Source organism: Streptomyces sp. 8L, assembly GCF_020176795.1.
GTDB lineage: Bacteria > Actinomycetota > Actinomycetes > Streptomycetales > Streptomycetaceae > Streptomyces.
The window spans coordinates 1-16,404 of record NZ_JAIUKE010000053.1 but is presented as its reverse complement, the minus strand read 5'-3'; the positions used below and the strand labels follow the sequence as shown (position 1 = coordinate 16,404).

The following is a 16,404-nucleotide window of genomic DNA, read 5'->3' as shown; positions in this document are numbered from 1 at the left end:
GCGCCCCCATGACCCATGCCTCCTCCGCTCCCCTGCCCGAGCCGGACGAGTGGCGCGGCCTCGTGCTGGCTGCCTGCACGGGCGAGGACGCGTCACGTTTCGCCGGTGTCTTCGGAATCGGGGAGGAGGCGCGGGGCGTGCGGCTGCTGGCCGTCCTCTTCCCCCGCGACACCGAGGAGCCGACCATCCTCCAGACCCGCCTGACGCCGGAGGACCTCAGCTATCAGTCCCTGAGCACCGAACTGGCCGCCGCCTTCTGGTACGAGCGCATCCTCCACGACCTGTTCGGCGTGACCCCTCTCGGCCACCCGCGCCCCGACCCGCTCCTTCTCCCGCTGAGCGACCCGCGGCACGCACCGCTGCCGGGCACCACACGCCGGCCCCCGCCCCTGGAACCCGACGAAACGGCCGTCCCGCGTGCCGTCACCGGCCCCGGGATCTTCACCATCCCGCACGGCCCCGTACGCTCGGGCGTCTTCGAATCCGTCGAGTACCTGGTGGAGACGCCCGGGGAGGACATCCCCCGCGTTCAGATCCGCGTCTTCCACAAACACCGCGGCCTGTCCAAGAGCTTCGAGCAGCTCACCCCCGACGACGGCACCCTGCTCGCCGAACGCGCGGAGGGAATCGCCTCCGTCGCCCACGCCCTCGCCTTCTGCCATGCCGTCGAACGGTGCGCCCAGGTCGACGTGCCCTGGCCCGCCCGGCTGACCCGAGCGTTCTACGCCGAACTGGAGCGCGTCGCCAACCATCTGGAGGTCATGATCAAGCTCACCGAGGCCGCAGGACTGGCCGTGGCCACCGCACGCTTCGGACTCCACAAGGAACGCACGATGCGTCTGGTGGCCCGGTGTTCGCACAGCCGCTTCGCACGCGGAGTCGTCGTGCCCGGCGGAGTGCACGCGCTGCCGGAGCTGAAGCCCTCGGCCGTCGCACCCGAACTCGGCCGGCTGTCCAAGGCGATCACCGACGACTGGGACGCGGCCATGGCCACACCGTCCTTCCTCGACCGGCTGCGCGGTACCGGCCGGCTCGCCCCCGCACTGGCCCGTTCCCACGGTGCGCTCGGTCCTGTCGGCAAAGCGTCCGGCTGCTCCACCGACGCACGCTACGAACGTCCCTACGACGCCTACACGGCGCTCGGGCTCGGCCCGCTCCCCCGTCACGCCGAGGGCGATGTCATGGCCCGTACCCGTGTGCGCGGAACAGAACTGCGGCAGTCCTTCCAACTCCTCGCCCAGATCCTCGAAGAACTCCGGGCCGTCGACTCCGGCGATTCCCTCCGCCACGAGCTGCCCGCGGGCGTCACCGGCGAGTCGGCGGGGTGGGCCGAAGCGCCCCAGGGCGAGGTCCTGTACCTGCTCCGCATGGAGGAGGGCCGGATCGTACGGTGTGCTCCGCGATCGGCGTCGCTGCACAACCTCGTCCTGTTCCACGAGGTCTTCGGCGGCGACATCCTCACGGACTTCCCCTTCATCGAAGCGAGCTTCGGACTGTCGATCGCAGGGGTGGCGGTGTAGATGGCCTGGTTCTGGCGAGGTCTGCGCGAAGGCGTCGTGACCACGGACTATCCGCGGCGCCCCGACCCCACCGCGGATCGCTTTCCCGCGGCGATCCGGGTCAGGGGATCGGCAGCGCTTCCGGCCGGCCCGGAGACGGCGGACCTGTGCCCGACGGGGGCCATCACCGTCGGCGACGACGGCACGGTACGGCTGGACCGCGGTCGCTGCATCCTGTGCCGGCGCTGCGTGCGGGCGAGGCCGGACCTGTTCGCGCCCGCGTACGGCACGGAGATCGCCGAGTTGCGGCGCCCGGCCCTGACCGTACCTCCGCGGGAGGAGGACAGCGCAGCGCTCGCCGCGGTGCGCGGCGAACTGGCCGCCCGCACCGCGCGCTTCCGCCGGTCCCTGCACGTCCGGCACATCGACGCCGGCTCCGACGGCAGCGAGGAATGGGAGATCGCCGCCCTCACCAATCCGGTGTACGACATCCACCGGCTCGGCATCTTCTTCACCGCCAGTCCCCGCCACGCGGACCTCCTGATGATCACCGGGGCCGGCACCCGCGGCATGGCCCCCGCCGTACGCAGGACCTACGAAGCCACCGCCCGGCCCGTGGCGGTGCTCGCCGTCGGCAGCGACGCGTGCAGCGGCGGCATGCACGCCGGCTCCTATGCCACCCTCGACGGCGTCGGCCGCACGGCCGAGGTGGACGTCTGGGTGCCGGGCTCGCCACCGAGCCCGTTCTCGCTGCTCCACGCACTGCTCCTGGCCGTCGGACGGATCAGCGTGCACAGGGGGACGCCATGACAACGGTCGTCCTCGTCGGACTCCTCCTGTTCGCGGCCGGCGCCGCCGCCGACGCCCTCGTCCGGCCCGCGCGGTGGCGCGCCCGTACCCGTCAACTCCCCTGGCTGCTGTGCGCGGGCGGGTCAGGCTGCCTGGCGGCGGTGGGAGCGTGGGCCCTGGCCCACCCTCGCCGCGAGCCGCGCCTGAGCCTCGGCACCTGGCTCGGCTTCGGACACACTGCCCTGGAGATCGACCATCTCACCGCCCTGTTCTGGCTGCTCACGTTCTCCGTCGGTGTGGCCGCGTGCCTGACGGCCGCCGACTGGACCACCGCCCGCCCGCAGGGTGCGGGCTCCGCCTCCTACTGCGCCCTCGTACTGTGTGCGGTCGCCGTCGTCGAAAGCGCGGACAACGCCTTCTTGCTGCTGCTGGGCTGGGAGGCCCTCACCCTCGGCTTCTACCTCCTCACCTCCGCCGGCCACCGGCACACCAACCCGGCCTTCATCACCTTCACGTTCAGCAAGATCTCCGGCGCCGCGCTGCTGCTCGGGCTCCTCCTGGCCGCCGCCCGCACGGGCGGCGGCTTCGCCCTGTCGGACTTCTCGCGCCTGCACGCGGGAGTCGCGCACGACACCACGTGGACACTCCTCGTCGTCGCCTTCGCCATCAAGGTGGGCCTCGTGCCGGTACAGATCTGGATGCCCCGCGGATACGCCGCCGCCCCGGCGGGCCTGCGCCCGGTGATGGCGGGAGTCGCGGTCAACGCCGGGTTCTACGGGCTGTGGCGGACCCTGGACCTGCTGGGCGGGCCACCGGCCTGGCTGGCCCTGGTCCTGCTGCTCACGGCGTCGCTCACGGCCCTGCTCGGCATCGCGCACGCGGCGGTGCAAAACCGCCTTGAGCGGGTCATCGCGTACTCCAGCGTCGAGAACGCGGGCCTCATCTGCACCGGTTACGCGCTCGCCCTGGTCGGAACCTGCCTGGGCAGCTCCCGGCTCACCGCGGCCGGGCTGGTGGCCGCCACGCTCCAGACCGTCGCCCACGCCATCGCGAAGAGCCTGCTCTTCGCCGGCGCCGCCTGCCTCGAAACCGATGCCGGAACAGGCGACCTGGAGCGGCTCCGCGGGTCGTCCGCCCGGCGGCTGCCCTGGGCGGGCACGGCCGTCGCCGTCGGCTCCATCACTCTCGCGGGCCTCCCCCCGACCGCCGGGTTCGTGTCGGAGTGGTTCCTGCTCGAATCCCTCATGCAGCAATTCCGGCTGCCGCACCTCCCCTACGCACTCGCCCTGGCGGCGGCGGGCGCGTTGATCGCGCTGACCGCCGGATTCGCGTCCGTCACCTTCGTCCGGATCGTCGGCATGATCGTGCTCGGCCCCCGCGACCAGGCGCCGGGCGAGCGCGTACGCCGCCACCGTGATCTCGGGGCGGCCGGGCGGCTCGGCGTGCTGATGCTCGTCCTCGGCGGCAGCGCGGTCGCCGCGCTGACCCCGCTCGAACTCCGCGTCATCTCACACGGCATCAGCGGCATGGTTCCGCTCGCCGCCACCCGGGGTGCCCTGAAGTCGCCCTGGGTGGTCCAACCCGTATTCGCGGACTTCTCGGCTCTCTCCGCCGGCTGGCTGTGGGTGGTGATGCCCGCACTGCTGCTCGGCGTCCTCGTCGTGCTCCTGCTCGGTGGGTCCAGGGGCCGCGCCCTGCACGTACGGCGTACGCCGGCCTGGCGGTCGGCGAGCGGCGAAGTGGCGGGAGAGAGCCAGTACACGCCGTTCGGATACGCCAACCCCACGCGCCGCATCCTCGGGGGCATCCTCCGCACCCGGACCACTCTCACTCCGGAGGGGCACGACCGGGACGAAGGCACCGCGGGCTCCTCGGCCGAGCAGCCCCGAACGGCCGCCACCGGCGGCGTGCTGGGTTATTCGTCGGACGTCGTGGAAGTCATCGAGAGGTATCTCTACCGCCCCTTGTACCGTCCGCTGCTCGCCCTGTCCGCCGCGGCCAAACGGCTCCAGTCCGGGCGCCTGGACGCCTATCTCGCCTACATGCTCATCGCGTTGGCCGCGCTCCTCGCCGTGGTGGCGGGACTGGCGTAGCGGCCGGAAGCGGACCTCCCCGCGAAAGGAAACCCGCCATGTCGTCGACTGCGTTTCACAGAATCCTGATCGGCTGGGACGGATCGGCCGACGCGCACACCGCACTCGCCACCGCACTCGCGGTCGCGGACGGAGGCGGCACGGTCATCGCGCGAGCGGTCCTCACACCCTCACAGCACACCGAGACGGGAGGAGAGCACCGCCGCGACGTCACCTCCCAGCGCCACTGGCTCACGGAGACGTTCGACGAGGCACTCCGCTCGAACCCCGCACACCGGGCCCGCGTCAGGCTGGAATGGGCCGAGGGTGAGGACGTCTCCGCGGAACTCCGCTCCTGCGCCTCGGAGCACGGCTGCGACCTCATCGTCGTGGGCCGCAGAGGGGCGGACAGCCATCTGCGCACCAGCGGCCTGGGGCCGGTGGCCCGTGCCGTGTGCGACAGCGCCACCGTCCCCGTCCTCCTCGTCGGCCCCTCCTGACACCCACTGCTGCCCTCGCCGTGCTGTCCCCGGTAATTCGGGACAACGGCTCGGCCGACGCGCGCTTGCCCGTCCCACCGGGCATACGGGACGCGCGTCCGTTTGTTGAGAGACCGCGGCAGGGTGCGATACGAGGCACGTGCCTGTCGCTCAGGGTGTGCGGTACGGAGCACGTGCGTGTCGCTCAGGGTGTCGAAGCGGCAGGCTGAGGGAGATCCGCACCGGGCGCGGGGAAGGAACGAGGACATGCACGGCGAGTACAAGGCGCCCGGCGGCAAGCTGGTCGTCGTGGACCTGGAGGTCGAGGAAGGCCACCTGCGCGACGTGACGGTCGCCGGGGACTTCTTCCTGGAGCCCGACGAGGCGATCCTCTCGATCAACGCGGCTCTGGAGGGCGCTCCTTCCACGACGGACGCCGCGGGGCTGGCCGCCCGGATCACGGCGGCCCTGCCCCGCGCGACCGTCATGCTCGGGCTGAGCGCGGACGGTGTCGGCATCGCCGTCCGGCGGGCACTGGCCCGCGCGACCGAGTGGAGCGACTACGACTGGCAGCTCGTGCACATGGAGCCGCAGGCCCCGGCCCTGCACATGGCACTGGACGAGGTGCTCACGGCCGAGGTGGCCGCCGGGCGCCGGGCGCCCACACTGCGGGTCTGGGAATGGGCGTCGCCCGCTGTGGTCATCGGCAGCTTCCAGTCGCTGCGGAACGAGGTGGACCCCGACGGCGCGGCGGAGCACGGGATGACCGTGGTACGCCGTATCTCCGGTGGTGGGGCCATGTTCGTGGAGCCCACGAGCACGATCACGTACTCGCTGTCCGTACCGGAGTCGCTGGTGTCCGGCCTCTCCTTCGCCGACAGTTACGCCTACCTCGACGACTGGGTGCTGAGCGCGCTCGGCGACACGGGCATCAACGCCTGGTACCAGCCCCTCAACGACATCGCCACCGACGCCGGCAAGATCGCCGGCGCCGCCCAGAAGCGGGTGGTCGGCCCCGACGGCGGCCCTGGAGCCGTCCTGCACCACGTGACCATGTCGTACGACATCGACGCCGACAAGATGCTCGCGGTCCTGCGCATCGGCAAGGAGAAGATGTCGGACAAGGGCACCAGGAGCGCCAAGAAGCGCGTGGACCCGCTCCGCCGTCAGACCGGCCTCGCCCGCGAGCAGGTGATCGAGAACATGATCGCCTCCTTCCGCGGCCGCTACGGATTGACCACCGGGGGCGTCACAGCGGAGGAGATGGCGCGGGCGCGGGAGCTGGTACGGACGAAGTTCGCCACAGAGGAGTGGACGGCACGGGTGCCGTGAGCGCCCACCGGGCCGGCCGCAGCGGGGCGCCCACCCGTCGACACACGGCCCGTGCCCTCGCGGGCCGGTTCTCGCGGTCCGTTTCTCGTGGACTGGTTCTCGCGGTCCGGTCCTCATGGACCGGCCCTCGTGGTCCGGTTCTCGTGGGCGCCGGATCGCATCACGCCCGGGCGACGTGTACGGCGCGGCGGGGGGTGTGGCGGGCGCGGCCTGCACCTCCGCACCCACGGTGTTCCCCCCGATCAGCCGTTCCCGCCGGGGCTATGCCCTCGGCTCGGGAGCGGCGGGTGTCACACCCGTACCGTCGGGTTGTACGTCTCGAACCAGGTGCCGAGGTCCAGCGCGCGCTCCAGGATCATGCGCTGCTGCTGCGTGATGTCCTCGGGCGCGGCGGTGGTCGCGGCCGTCAGCACCTGCTGGTCGAGCAGGTCGACCGCCGGGCCCCGGGCGCCGAGCAGCTCGCTCGCCTGGTCCTGGATGGCCGTGACGTACGTCGGGTCGAACGTGCCCGGGTACCCGCTCTTCTTGCGGTTCGCCACCGATTCCGGCAGCAGTTCGCGGGTCGCCGCGCGCAGCAGGCTCTTCTCCCGGCCGTCGAACGTCTTCATGGACCACGGGGTGTTGAAGACGTACTGCACGAGGCGGTGGTCGCAGAACGGCACGCGCACTTCGAGGCCCACGGCCATGCTCATGCGGTCCTTGCGGTCCAGCAGCAGCTGCACCATGCGTGTCAGGTGGAGATGGCTGACGACCCGCATCCTGGCGTCGAGCCCGGTCTCCCCCGGCAGCAGCGGGGTCTCGGCGACAGCGGCCTGGTAGCCGTCCGAGACGTACGACGTGAGGTCGAGAACGCCCGCGAGATCGCGGTTGACCTGCGTCTCCGAGCCGCCGATCGGGGCTCCGCCCGCCATCCACGGATACGTGTCGGCGTAGCGCCGCTCGTCGTGGAACCACGGGTAGCCGCCGAACACCTCGTCCGCCGACTCGCCCGAGAGCGCCACCGTGGAGTGCTTCCGTACGGCGGCGAACAGCAGGTACAGCGAGTTGTCGCGGTCGCCGACACCCACCGGGATGTCCCGCGCGCCGACCGCCGCACGCCGTACGGCGGGGGCGGAGAGCGCCGTGCCGTCCAGGATGATGTCCTGGTGCGCGTTGCCGAGGTGTTCCGCGACGGCGTGCACGAACGGGGTGTCCTGCGTCGGCGAGACGTCCATCGCCTGGAAGTGCTTCTCCTGGTCGGGGAAGTCCACGGCGAAGCTGCGCACGGTCTCGCCCTGCGGCGCGAGGTGCAGCGCGGCGAGAGCGGTGAGCGCGGACGAGTCCAGTCCGCCGGACAGCAGGGTGCAGCGCGGCACGTCCGCGACGAGCTGCCGCTCGACGATGTCGTCCAGCAACTCCCGCACATGCGCGACGGTCTGCTCCACGGTGTCGGTGTGCGGCTCGGAGCGCAGCCGCCAGTACGTGTGGCGGCGCAGCCCCGACCGGTCGAGCGTGATGATCTCGCCCGGCCTGACCTCGGCCATGCCCTCCCACACCGCGACGCCGGGCGTCTTGACGAAGGAGAACAGTTCACGCAGCCCGTCGGCGCCCACGACCCGGCGTGCCAGCGGGTTCGCGAGGATGGCCTTGGGCTCGGAGCCGAAGAGGACGCCGTCATCCGTCTCGTAGTAGTAGAACGGCTTGATCCCCATCCGGTCGCGTATCATCACGAGCCGCTCGGTACGCGCGTCCCAGATTGCGAACGCATACATCCCGTTGAGGCGATCGACGAGCGCGTCGCCCCATTCGAGGTAGCCGTGGAGCACGACCTCCGTGTCCGAGTCGGTGTCGAACCGGTGGCCGGCGCGGCGCAGTTCGTCGCGCAGTTCCGTGTAGTTGTACGCCTCGCCCGAGTAGACCATCGAGACGTCGCCCTCGGGGGTGTTGACCGTCATCGGCTGCGCTCCGCCGGGGAGGTCGATGACGGCGAGCCGCCGGTGCCCCAGGGCGACGTGGTGGTCGAGCCAGGTGCCCGAGGCGTCCGGGCCGCGGCAGGACATCGTCTCGGTCATCGCCTCGACGTCGTGCCGGCTGAGGGTCAGGTCGCGCTGGTACGCGACCCATCCCGTGATTCCGCACATGCTGGACCTCGTTCCTCTGAGAGTTCCTCCAGAAAAGTTGCCTGGGTAAACCACTTCCCAACTCACTCGGCCGCCCACACCTGCGAGCGGCTCCCGCCTGCGTGGAGTTTCTAACAGCAAAGGTCTGGTCACGACGGGTTGGCGGGCCGCTCCGAGTGGGTACGCGGCGCCCGTCAACCCTCTGCCGAGGGGCGGGAATCAGCCCGCCACGGGACTGGCTCGAACACACCGGTTCGGTCCGCTTCAGTTCGATTCGGTCCACTCCGGTTCTGGCCGCTCCGGCTCGGCCCGGTCCGGCTCGGCTCGGGCCGGCTCGGCTCGGGCCGGCCCGGTCCGATTCGGCTCGGTCCGAGTCGGCTCGGTCTGATTCGATGGCGCTCAGTTCCGGGGACGGCCCGCTCAATTCCGAGGAATGCCCGCCCGGTTCCGGACGGTCCGCTCAATTCCGGGGAAGGTCCGCTCAGTTCCCGGACGGTCCGCTCAACTCCGGGATGACCCGCTCAGTTCCGAGATGACCCGCAGGCCGTAGACGTCGATCGTCGGCTCCTTCGCGTCGTGCATGGCGTACAGCGCGAACTGGTCGACGCCCAGGTCCCGCAGCGCCCGCAGCTTCGTGACGTGGGCCGCCGCGTCGCCCAGTACGCAGAAGCGGTCCACGATGTCGTCCGGCACGAAGCCGGTCGACGGGTTGCCGGCCCGGCCGTGGTGTGCGTAGTCGTAGCCCTGCCGCCGCTCGATGTAGTCCGTCAGCTCGTCGGGTACGGCACCGGAGTGCGCGCCGTACCGCGCGACCAGGTCGGCGACGTGGTTGCCGACCATCCCGCCGAACCAGCGGCACTGCTCGCGCGCGTGCGCCAGGTCGTCGCCGACGTACGCGGGCGCCGCCACGCACACCGTCAGCGCGGCCGGGTCCCGGCCCGCCTCGGCCGCCGCCGTCCGGGCCGCCTTGATCATCCACTCCGTCAGATACGGGTCGGCGAGTTGGAGGATCAACCCGTCGGCGACCCGGCCCGCCAATGCCAGCGCCTTCGGCCCGTACGCCCCCATCCATACCGGCAGGCGGCCGTCCCTGACCCACGGCAGCCGCAGCGGACGCCCCTCGACCAGGGCCTCCCGGCCCTCCGCGAGGTCCCGGATCACGCCGATCGCCTCGCCGAGCCGGGCCAGCGTGTTCGGGGCGCGCCCGGCGACCCGCATCGCGGAGTCGCCCCGGCCGATGCCGCACACCGTCCGGTTCCCGTACATCTCGTTGAGCGTCGCGAAGGTGGAGGCCGTGACCTCCCAGGTCCGCGTCCCCGGGTTGGTCACCATCGGCCCCACGACCAGCCGTTCGGTCTCCGCGAGGACCCGGCTGTGGATGACGAAGGGCTCCTGCCACAGCACCGCCGAGTCGAAGGTCCAGCCGTAGCGGAACCCTGCGGACTCCGCGCGGCGCATGAGGTCCACGACCGCGCGCGCCGGCGGGTCCGTCTGCAGGACAAGGCCGAAATCCATCGGGCGTTCCTCCTCGGGGTGCGGGGCGGCCGGCCGGCGGCGCTCCGGGCGCCGGTGGCGTTCCGGTGTGCCGCCCGGGGTACGTACCGCCCGCGACCCGCCCGGCTCGCGAACTCTCCGACCTGGCCGGCCGTCAGCTCATGTCGGGGATGCTCCCGCCCGCGCGCGTCCACGGCAACCCGGCACACCGGGCATCCCGGTCAAGACCGCGGTAACCGGCCACCTGGCCGGGTTGCGCTCCCGGACCTCGGGGCGGCAGGCCGGTCTTCGCCCCGGCGCCACGAGGAGCGCGCGAGCAAGCGGGCCCGGTGGCTGGCTCGTACCCGGGCGAAGGGCCGTTCGTGAGAACTGGACCGCCTGGATCGGCGGTGTGGACCGCACGCGCGCTCCACACCGCCGGGAAGGCCGGCCGGTCAGCCGGCCCTGAGGGCGGGGTGGACCTCCTCGACGCGGTCGCGCTCGGTGTACATGTCCCAGTAGAGCGCGGCGAGGTCGGCCGGGTCGACGACAGGGAACGCGGCTGTCAGCTCCGAGGCGCCGGCCGCCTCCGCCGCCTCACTGCCTCCGATGAACGCGGCGATCGAGAGGGTGCCCGCGTAGATGCCCGACTCGGCGAGTTCCCCGTTGAGGGAGTAGAGCCAGTTCCGGGCGGCGGCCATCAGCGGGCCGACCCCGCTTATGTGCGGCATGGGGTGGACGGCGGTGGCGCCGGTGGTCATCAGGAAGGCGCCGTCGCCGCGCTCCTTCCACTCCGGCAGCACGGCCCGGACGACGGCCAGCGGTGTGAGCAGGAGCAGCGGGACGCCCTGGGCCAGGGTGTCCGGCTCCAGTTCGGCGGCCGGGGTGAAGGGGACCGTGGGGACCGGGCCGTACTCGACCACGTCGATCCGGCCGAGCCGCTCGCGGACAGCCTCGACCAGGGCGGGGATCTCGTCGGGCACGGAGAGGTCGGCCGTGAAGCCGGTCGCGTCGACGCCCTCGGCGGCGAGCCGCTCGACCAGGGCGTCGAGGCGGTCCTTGCGACGCGCCACCAGCGCGACACGGAAGCCCTCGGCGGCGAAGTGTCGGGCGAGGGAAGCGCCGAGACCAGGGCCTGCCCCGAAGACAGCGATCACTTTGGACATGGGGATACTCCTCCAACTACTGCGGCGGTGACGGGGGATGACGGTCGAGAGTGGCCGGATCAGCCCCGGGAGTCCCACACCAGTGGGGCCTGGCGGCTCCCGGCGTCCTTCCGGGTGTCGGTCAGGAGGCCAGGGGAGGCGGCGCGGCTCATCCGCACGGCCGGCGTGCCGGTGCCGCGTCCGGCGGCCTTCGCCGGGCCGTCGGCCGGTCTGCCGTCGCGGGCGACCGCGCGGGCCGGTGTCCAGACGTCGTCCAGGGCCCGGCAGGGGCGGCTCACTCCCTCGGAGGCGGCCGGCGGCTCGATCCGCCGGGACGCCGCCTCTGCCCGCGCGCCGCCTGCCTCCATGCTCCGACCTCCAATTCCTCTCATTTGTTCGTAGCGCCATGATGCGCCAGTATGGAAGCCGCTACAAAAGGCACACCGGTGTGCGCGACGGAGGGGAATGGGCGCCATGCAGGACAGCGCGGTTACCGGGATGGCGGCTGCGATCGGGCCGTGCGCGAGCATCCCGGCCGACCAGATGGCTTTCATCCGGCAGCTCCTCGACCGGGTCGGCGACAAGTGGAGCATGCTGATCACCGCCGTCCTGGAGGACGGCCCACTGCGCTACACCGACCTCCAGCGCCAGATCCCCGGCATCTCCCAGCGCATGCTCACCCGCACGCTGCGCCAGCTCCAGGACGACGGCCTGATCACGCGCACCGCCTACGCCGAGGTGCCGCCGCGGGTGGAGTACGCGCTCGCCCCGCTCGGCCACGGCCTGCACGAGATCGTCATGCGGCTGATCGGCTGGGTCGCCGACCACCACGACGAGATCCGCGCCCACCGCGCCCGGGCCGGCACCGCGGCCCCCTCCCGGTCCTGAGCCGCGGCCCTGCCTGGCCGTCACGGCTCTCGTCGTGCTCACGCTCGTGCGTGGGAAGCCCCGCGGGTGCTCGAAGCGAGGCGTCGGAGCACGGCGGCGGTCAGGGCCGGGAACCGCCGCCCGCCCCGCGCGGCCAGGCCGACTCCCCCGGCTCCAGGGTCAGTTCACGTACTGGCAGATTCCCCGCGGCAGGTAGGCGCCGTGGCCCGCGTGCCCCACGTAGGCCTCGTTCTCGATCACCGCGACACCGCGGGAGAGCACCGTCTCCACCCGTCCCGTCACCCGCCTGCCCTCGTATGCCGAGTAGTCGACGTTCATGTGGTGCGTGCTCGCAGACAGGGTGTGCTCGGTGCCCGGGTCGTAGATGACGATGTCGGCGTCCGCGCCCGGCGCGATGGTCCCCTTCCTCGGGTACAGGCCGAACATCCGCGCGGGCGTCGCGCAGGCGATCTCGATCCAGCGGCGGCGGGTGATGTGCCCGTCCACGACGGCCTGGTGGAGCAGGTCCATACGGTTCTCCACGCCGGGCATGCCGTTGGGGATCTTCGAGAAGTCGCCCAGGCCCAGCTCCTTCTGGCCGGCGAAGCAGAACGGGCAGTGGTCCGTGGAGACCACCTGGAGGTCGTTCGTGCGCAGCCCGCGCCACAGCGCCGCCTGGTGCTCGGCCGGGCGCAACGGAGTGGAACACACGTACTTCGCACCTTCGAAGCCGGGTTCCGCCAGGTTGTCCGTCGACAGGAAGAGGTACTGGGGGCAGGTCTCGGCGAAGACGGGCAGGCCCTCGTCGCGGGCCCGCACCACCTCGGCGAGCGCCTCCCGCGCCGACACGTGCACGACGTACAGGGGCGCGCCCGCCACCTGGCTCAGCCGGATCACGCGGTGCGTGGCCTCCGCTTCGAGCAGCGCCCTGCGCACTTCGCCGTGGTACCGCGGATCGCGCTCGCCGCGCGCCAGCGCCTGTTCCACCAGTACGTCGATCGCGGGGCCGTTCTCCGCGTGTGCCATGACGAGAGCGCCGCTCGCGGCGGCGCTCTGCATGGCCCGGAGGATCTGGCCGTCGTCGGAGTAGAAGACCCCCGGGTAGGCGGTGAAGAGTTTGAACGAGGTGACTCCGGCCGACACGAGCCGGTCCATCTCCCTGAGGGAGTACTCGTTCACGTCGGACATGATCATGTGGAAGGCGTAGTCGACGGCGCACTTGCCGTTCGCCTTCTCGTGCCACGCGTCGAGCCCCTCGCCGAGTGAGCGGCCCTTGGACTGGATGGCGAAGTCCACGATGGTCGTCGTGCCGCCCCAGGCCGCGGCCCTGGTCCCGGTCTCGAAGGTGTCGGAGGCGTACGTTCCGCCGAACGGCATCTCCATATGGGTGTGCGGGTCGACGCCGCCCGGGATGACATAGCGGTCCGTCGCGTCGATGGTGACGTCCGCGGTCCAGCCGGCGGCGGCCCCGGAGTCGTGGGCGGCGAGCGCGACGACCCTGCTGTCCTCGATCAGGACGTCGGCGTGGGTCTCCTCCGCCGCGGTGACGACGAGGCCGCCGCGGATGAGCGTACGGGTGGTCATGGTGGCGCTCGCTCCTCTCCCGTGTCCGGGCACGTCGCGTCGTTACGGTCCGACGGCCCTCGGTCCGCGCGGGCTCCGGCGGGCGCGGCCCCCCTCCACATCCTCCGGCGCCGCGGGCCCCGTCAGATGCTCCGCAGCGCGCGGTCCAGGATCAGCGCGCCCTCCTCGGCCTCGGCCACCGTCAGCGTCAGCGGCGGGGCGATCCGCAGCACACTCGTGTCGTGGCCGCCGCCCTTGCCGATCAGCAGGCCGCCCTCGCGGGCCGCCTCAAGGGCCGCTGCGGCGCGCTCGGGCGACGCCTCGCCGGTGCCGGGCCTGACGAGTTCGACACCGGCCATCAGGCCCCGGCCGCGTACCTCCCGTACGGTGTCGACCTGCGCGGCCGTGGCCCGCAGCCGCTCAAGGAGCAGGCCACCGACGCGGCGCGCGTTGCCCTGGAGATCGTGCTCCAGCAGGTACGACAGGTTGGCGAGTCCCGCGGCCATGGTGACGGGGCTGCCGCCGAAGGTGGAGATGGAGTTGGTGTCGACGTGGTTCATGATGTCGGCACGGGCGATCACACCGCCGATGGACATGCCGTTGCCGATGCCCTTGGCGAAGGTGACGATGTCCGGCGGGCCGTTCTCCGCGTGCGCCTGCCAGCCCCAGAAGTGGTCGCCGGTGCGGCCCCATCCGGTCTGCACCTCGTCGCTGATCCACAGGGTGCCCCGCTCGGCGAGCACCTCGCGGAAGGCCGCGTACAGCCCGTCCGGCGGCATCGTGAAGCCGCCGACGCCCTGCACCGGTTCCGCGATCAGCGCGGCGGGAGCCCGGCCCTGGCCGAGGAGGTCCTTCAGGTCGGCGACGCAGGCGGCGGTGAACCCGGCGTCGTCGAGGTGGGCGAACGGGCCCCTGCCGCGCACCGCGCCGTGCACGTAAGTGGTGTGGATGGGCGAGTAACTCGTGGGCGACCAGCCGCTGTTGCCGGTCACGGAGACGGTCGAGAAGGACCGGCCGTGGTAGCTGTTGCGCATCGCGAGGATCTGGTTCGAGCCCCGGTAGGCGGTGGCGAGCAGCAGCGCGGTGTCGTTCGCCTCGGTGCCCGAGGTGGTGAAGAAGACGCGGGCGTCGGGGATGCCGGAGAGCGCCGCGACGCGCTCCGCCAGCTCCACCATCGGGCGGTTGAGGTAGAGCGTCGAGGAGTGGATGATCCGCGCGGCCTGCTCGCTCACGGCCTTGGTGACCTCGGGGAGCGCGTGCGCGGTCATGGTGGTGAGGATGCCGCCGAAGAAATCGAGGTAGCGGTTGCCCCCGGCGTCCCAGACGTGGCGGCCCTCGCCGTGCGTGATCTCGATGGGGTCGGCGTAGTAGAGGCTGAGCCAGTCGGGCAGGACGGCGCGGTGGCGCTCGTACAGGGAGTCGTTCACGGCGCGATCAGCCCCTCGTACGCGTCGGGCCTGCGGTCCCGGTAGAACGCCCATTGCTGCCGCACCTCGTCGATGAGGGACAGGTCCAGGTCGCGGACGACGAGTTCCTCCTCCTTGTCGCTCGCGGTGTCGCCGACGAACCGGCCGCGCGGGTCGACGAAGTAGCTCGTACCGTAGAAGTCGTTGTCGCCGTACTCCTCCCGGCCGACGCGGTTGATCGCGGCGACGAAGTACTCGTTGGCCACGGCGGCGGCCGGCTGCTCCAGCTGCCAGAGGTGCGACGAGAGGCCGCGCGAGGTGGCCGACGGGTTGTAGACGATCTCCGCGCCGTTCAGGCCGAGTTGGCGCCAGCCCTCCGGGAAGTGCCGGTCGTAGCAGATGTACACACCGACCTTGCCCGCCGCCGTGTCGAAGACGGGCCAGCCCGCGTTGCCCGGCTTGAAGTAGTACTTCTCCCAGAAGCCACTGAGCTGGGGGATGTGGTGCTTGCGGTACTTCCCGAGGTACGAGCCGTCGGCGTCGATCACCGCCGCGGTGTTGTAGTAGAGGCCCGCGCCCTCCACCTCGAAGACCGGCACGACGAGCACCATTCCGGTCTCCCGCGCGAGTGCCCGCATGCGGGTGACGGTGGGGCCGTCCGGCACCGGCTCGGCCCACCGGTAGTGCTCGGGCTCCTGCACCTGGCAGAAGTAGGGGGCGTTGAAGACCTCCTGGAAGCCCATCACCCGCGCGCCCTGCCGGGCCGCCTCCCTGGCGTGCTCCTCGTGCTTGACGATCATGGACTCGGTGTCACCGGTCCAGGTCGTCTGCGCGAGCGCGGCACGGACGGTTCGGCGCCGGGTCCCGGCGGTCTCGGAAGGCTCGGTCACGGGCTGCTCCTTCGGATCAGCGGACCCGTCGAACGTAAGCCCCGGCCGGAACCGGGGCAAGACCACCGTCGCCCGAACGAGTACGCCCGCCGCCCGTCCGCGGGCCGCTCACAGGTCGACGGCGATGCCGATCATGGGGTGCCGGGAACGGCGACGCGAGAGCTTCGCGGACAGTTCGGTGAGCCGGTACTGCCAGCCGTACTTGCCGGTCAGCAGTCCCTGGACGTGCGCCATGCCGTCCGCGTCGGTGATCAGCCGCGCGGCGCCCTCGGCGCGTACGGCCCCCTTCTCGATCCGGCCCCGCACCGTGCACACCGTCGCGGCGGCGCGGGGCACGTTGCGGACGCGTTTGACCTTCCACGACCCGGCGTCGGTCCAGACGTAGAGCGTGCGGTCGTCCACCGCGTGCCAGACGGGGGTGTCGACGCCGGCGCCGTTCCTGCGGTACGTGGTGAGGCTGACGTAGCGGCTGCGCGTGAGCGCGTCGAGGGTCTTGCGGTCGAGGCTGGTCACGGCCGAAGGCTACGCCGTACCGGTGGCGGGCGCGCCGGCGATCGCCTCACGCGGGGACCCCGCGGTGGCCGTGCTCCGGGCAGTACGGGCGACCGGGGGTGCTGCACGGGGGGACGCGGCTGGGCCGTACGGGGCAGACCACCCCCGGGAGCACCGGCGCGCTCGCGGGGCCCGGGGGGGGCCCGGGGGCCCCCCCCCCCCCCCCGCCCCCCGGGGGGCGGGGGGGGCCCCGCCCCCCCCGGGGGGGGGGGCCCCCCGGGGGGGCCCCCACCCCGGG

General features: G+C 72.1%; 14 protein-coding genes. 6 read left to right on the top strand and 8 right to left on the bottom strand.

What is annotated here, in order from left to right; genetic code table 11:
• The first annotated feature begins 8 nt into the window (after positions 1-8).
• The 5 genes from LCE31_RS06535 to LCE31_RS06515 all read left to right on the top strand — a co-directional run bounded on the left by LCE31_RS06535 (position 9) and on the right by LCE31_RS06515 (position 6,171).
• Complete coding sequence (locus LCE31_RS06535) at positions 9-1,520, top strand: hydrogenase large subunit (RefSeq protein WP_225013026.1); 1,512 nt, start codon at positions 9-11, stop codon at positions 1,518-1,520.
• Entirely contained in the window at positions 1,521-2,309 is a 789-nt protein-coding gene (locus tag LCE31_RS06530) for an NADH:ubiquinone oxidoreductase (RefSeq protein WP_225013025.1), read from the top strand.
• A complete protein-coding gene (locus LCE31_RS06525; RefSeq protein ID WP_225013024.1) occupies positions 2,306-4,381 on the top strand; it encodes a proton-conducting transporter transmembrane domain-containing protein in 2,076 nt (691 codons plus the stop codon). Before LCE31_RS06530 ends, LCE31_RS06525 begins: the two co-directional genes overlap by 4 nt.
• A 38-nt stretch (positions 4,382-4,419) precedes the next feature.
• The gene (locus tag LCE31_RS06520; RefSeq protein WP_225013023.1) at positions 4,420-4,860 is read left to right on the top strand and encodes a universal stress protein; all 441 of its coding nucleotides are present in this window, start codon (positions 4,420-4,422) and stop codon (positions 4,858-4,860) included.
• Positions 4,861-5,106: 246 nt separating this feature from the next.
• Positions 5,107-6,171, top strand: coding sequence for a lipoate--protein ligase family protein (locus LCE31_RS06515; RefSeq protein ID WP_225013022.1), 1,065 nt, complete (start codon positions 5,107-5,109; stop codon positions 6,169-6,171).
• Positions 6,172-6,461: 290 nt separating this feature from the next.
• On the opposite strand, the gene asnB is transcribed toward LCE31_RS06515, so the two are convergent.
• From asnB to LCE31_RS06495, 4 genes are all read right to left on the bottom strand, one after another.
• Positions 6,462-8,291, bottom strand: coding sequence for an asparagine synthase (glutamine-hydrolyzing) (asnB, locus tag LCE31_RS06510; protein WP_225013021.1), 1,830 nt, complete (start codon positions 8,289-8,291; stop codon positions 6,462-6,464).
• A gap of 480 nt (positions 8,292-8,771) precedes the next feature.
• Positions 8,772-9,785 carry a TIGR03842 family LLM class F420-dependent oxidoreductase gene (locus LCE31_RS06505; RefSeq protein ID WP_225013020.1) on the bottom strand — a complete coding sequence of 338 codons (1,014 nt, stop codon included), beginning with the start codon at positions 9,783-9,785 and terminating at the stop codon, positions 8,772-8,774.
• Between the two features lie 413 nt (positions 9,786-10,198).
• Complete coding sequence (locus tag LCE31_RS06500; protein WP_225013018.1) at positions 10,199-10,909, bottom strand: SDR family NAD(P)-dependent oxidoreductase; 711 nt, start codon at positions 10,907-10,909, stop codon at positions 10,199-10,201.
• A gap of 59 nt (positions 10,910-10,968) precedes the next feature.
• Positions 10,969-11,256 carry a hypothetical protein gene (locus LCE31_RS06495; protein WP_225013017.1) on the bottom strand — a complete coding sequence of 96 codons (288 nt, stop codon included), beginning with the start codon at positions 11,254-11,256 and terminating at the stop codon, positions 10,969-10,971.
• Positions 11,257-11,353: 97 nt separating this feature from the next.
• Here LCE31_RS06495 and LCE31_RS06490 point away from each other — a divergent pair, with 97 nt between their 5' ends.
• A complete protein-coding gene (locus LCE31_RS06490) occupies positions 11,354-11,776 on the top strand; it encodes a winged helix-turn-helix transcriptional regulator (protein ID WP_225013016.1) in 423 nt (140 codons plus the stop codon).
• Between the two features lie 159 nt (positions 11,777-11,935).
• On the opposite strand, the gene hydA is transcribed toward LCE31_RS06490, so the two are convergent.
• The 4 genes from hydA to LCE31_RS06470 all read right to left on the bottom strand — a co-directional run bounded on the left by hydA (position 11,936) and on the right by LCE31_RS06470 (position 16,127).
• The gene (gene hydA, locus LCE31_RS06485; RefSeq protein ID WP_225013015.1) at positions 11,936-13,339 is read right to left on the bottom strand and encodes a dihydropyrimidinase; all 1,404 of its coding nucleotides are present in this window, start codon (positions 13,337-13,339) and stop codon (positions 11,936-11,938) included.
• Between the two features lie 122 nt (positions 13,340-13,461).
• Entirely contained in the window at positions 13,462-14,745 is a 1,284-nt protein-coding gene (locus tag LCE31_RS06480; RefSeq protein ID WP_225013014.1) for an aspartate aminotransferase family protein, read from the bottom strand.
• Positions 14,742-15,614 carry a nitrilase-related carbon-nitrogen hydrolase gene (locus LCE31_RS06475; protein WP_225013012.1) on the bottom strand — a complete coding sequence of 291 codons (873 nt, stop codon included), beginning with the start codon at positions 15,612-15,614 and terminating at the stop codon, positions 14,742-14,744. The genes LCE31_RS06480 and LCE31_RS06475 overlap by 4 nt, the downstream gene beginning before the upstream one ends.
• A 108-nt stretch (positions 15,615-15,722) precedes the next feature.
• On the bottom strand, positions 15,723-16,127 hold the full coding sequence (locus tag LCE31_RS06470; RefSeq protein ID WP_225013011.1) for a PPOX class F420-dependent oxidoreductase: 405 nt from the start codon (positions 16,125-16,127) through the stop codon (positions 15,723-15,725).
• Positions 16,128-16,404 lie beyond the last annotated feature (277 nt).

What these genes read in the sequence shown, in the direction of transcription:
- LCE31_RS06515 (WP_225013022.1), top strand. Translation starts at nt 5,107, where the DNA reads ATGCACGGCGAGTACAAGGCGCCCGGCGGCAAGCTGGTCGTCGTGGAC.
- LCE31_RS06500 (WP_225013018.1), bottom strand. Translation starts at nt 10,909, where the DNA reads ATGTCCAAAGTGATCGCTGTCTTCGGGGCAGGCCCTGGTCTCGGCGCT.
- LCE31_RS06505 (WP_225013020.1), bottom strand. Translation starts at nt 9,785, where the DNA reads ATGGATTTCGGCCTTGTCCTGCAGACGGACCCGCCGGCGCGCGCGGTC.
- hydA (WP_225013015.1), bottom strand. Translation starts at nt 13,339, where the DNA reads ATGACCACCCGTACGCTCATCCGCGGCGGCCTCGTCGTCACCGCGGCG.
- LCE31_RS06530 (WP_225013025.1), top strand. Translation starts at nt 1,521, where the DNA reads ATGGCCTGGTTCTGGCGAGGTCTGCGCGAAGGCGTCGTGACCACGGAC.
- LCE31_RS06535 (WP_225013026.1), top strand. Translation starts at nt 9, where the DNA reads ATGACCCATGCCTCCTCCGCTCCCCTGCCCGAGCCGGACGAGTGGCGC.
- LCE31_RS06495 (WP_225013017.1), bottom strand. Translation starts at nt 11,256, where the DNA reads ATGGAGGCAGGCGGCGCGCGGGCAGAGGCGGCGTCCCGGCGGATCGAG.
- LCE31_RS06490 (WP_225013016.1), top strand. Translation starts at nt 11,354, where the DNA reads ATGGGCGCCATGCAGGACAGCGCGGTTACCGGGATGGCGGCTGCGATC.
- LCE31_RS06525 (WP_225013024.1), top strand. Translation starts at nt 2,306, where the DNA reads ATGACAACGGTCGTCCTCGTCGGACTCCTCCTGTTCGCGGCCGGCGCC.
- LCE31_RS06520 (WP_225013023.1), top strand. Translation starts at nt 4,420, where the DNA reads ATGTCGTCGACTGCGTTTCACAGAATCCTGATCGGCTGGGACGGATCG.
- asnB (WP_225013021.1), bottom strand. Translation starts at nt 8,291, where the DNA reads ATGTGCGGAATCACGGGATGGGTCGCGTACCAGCGCGACCTGACCCTC.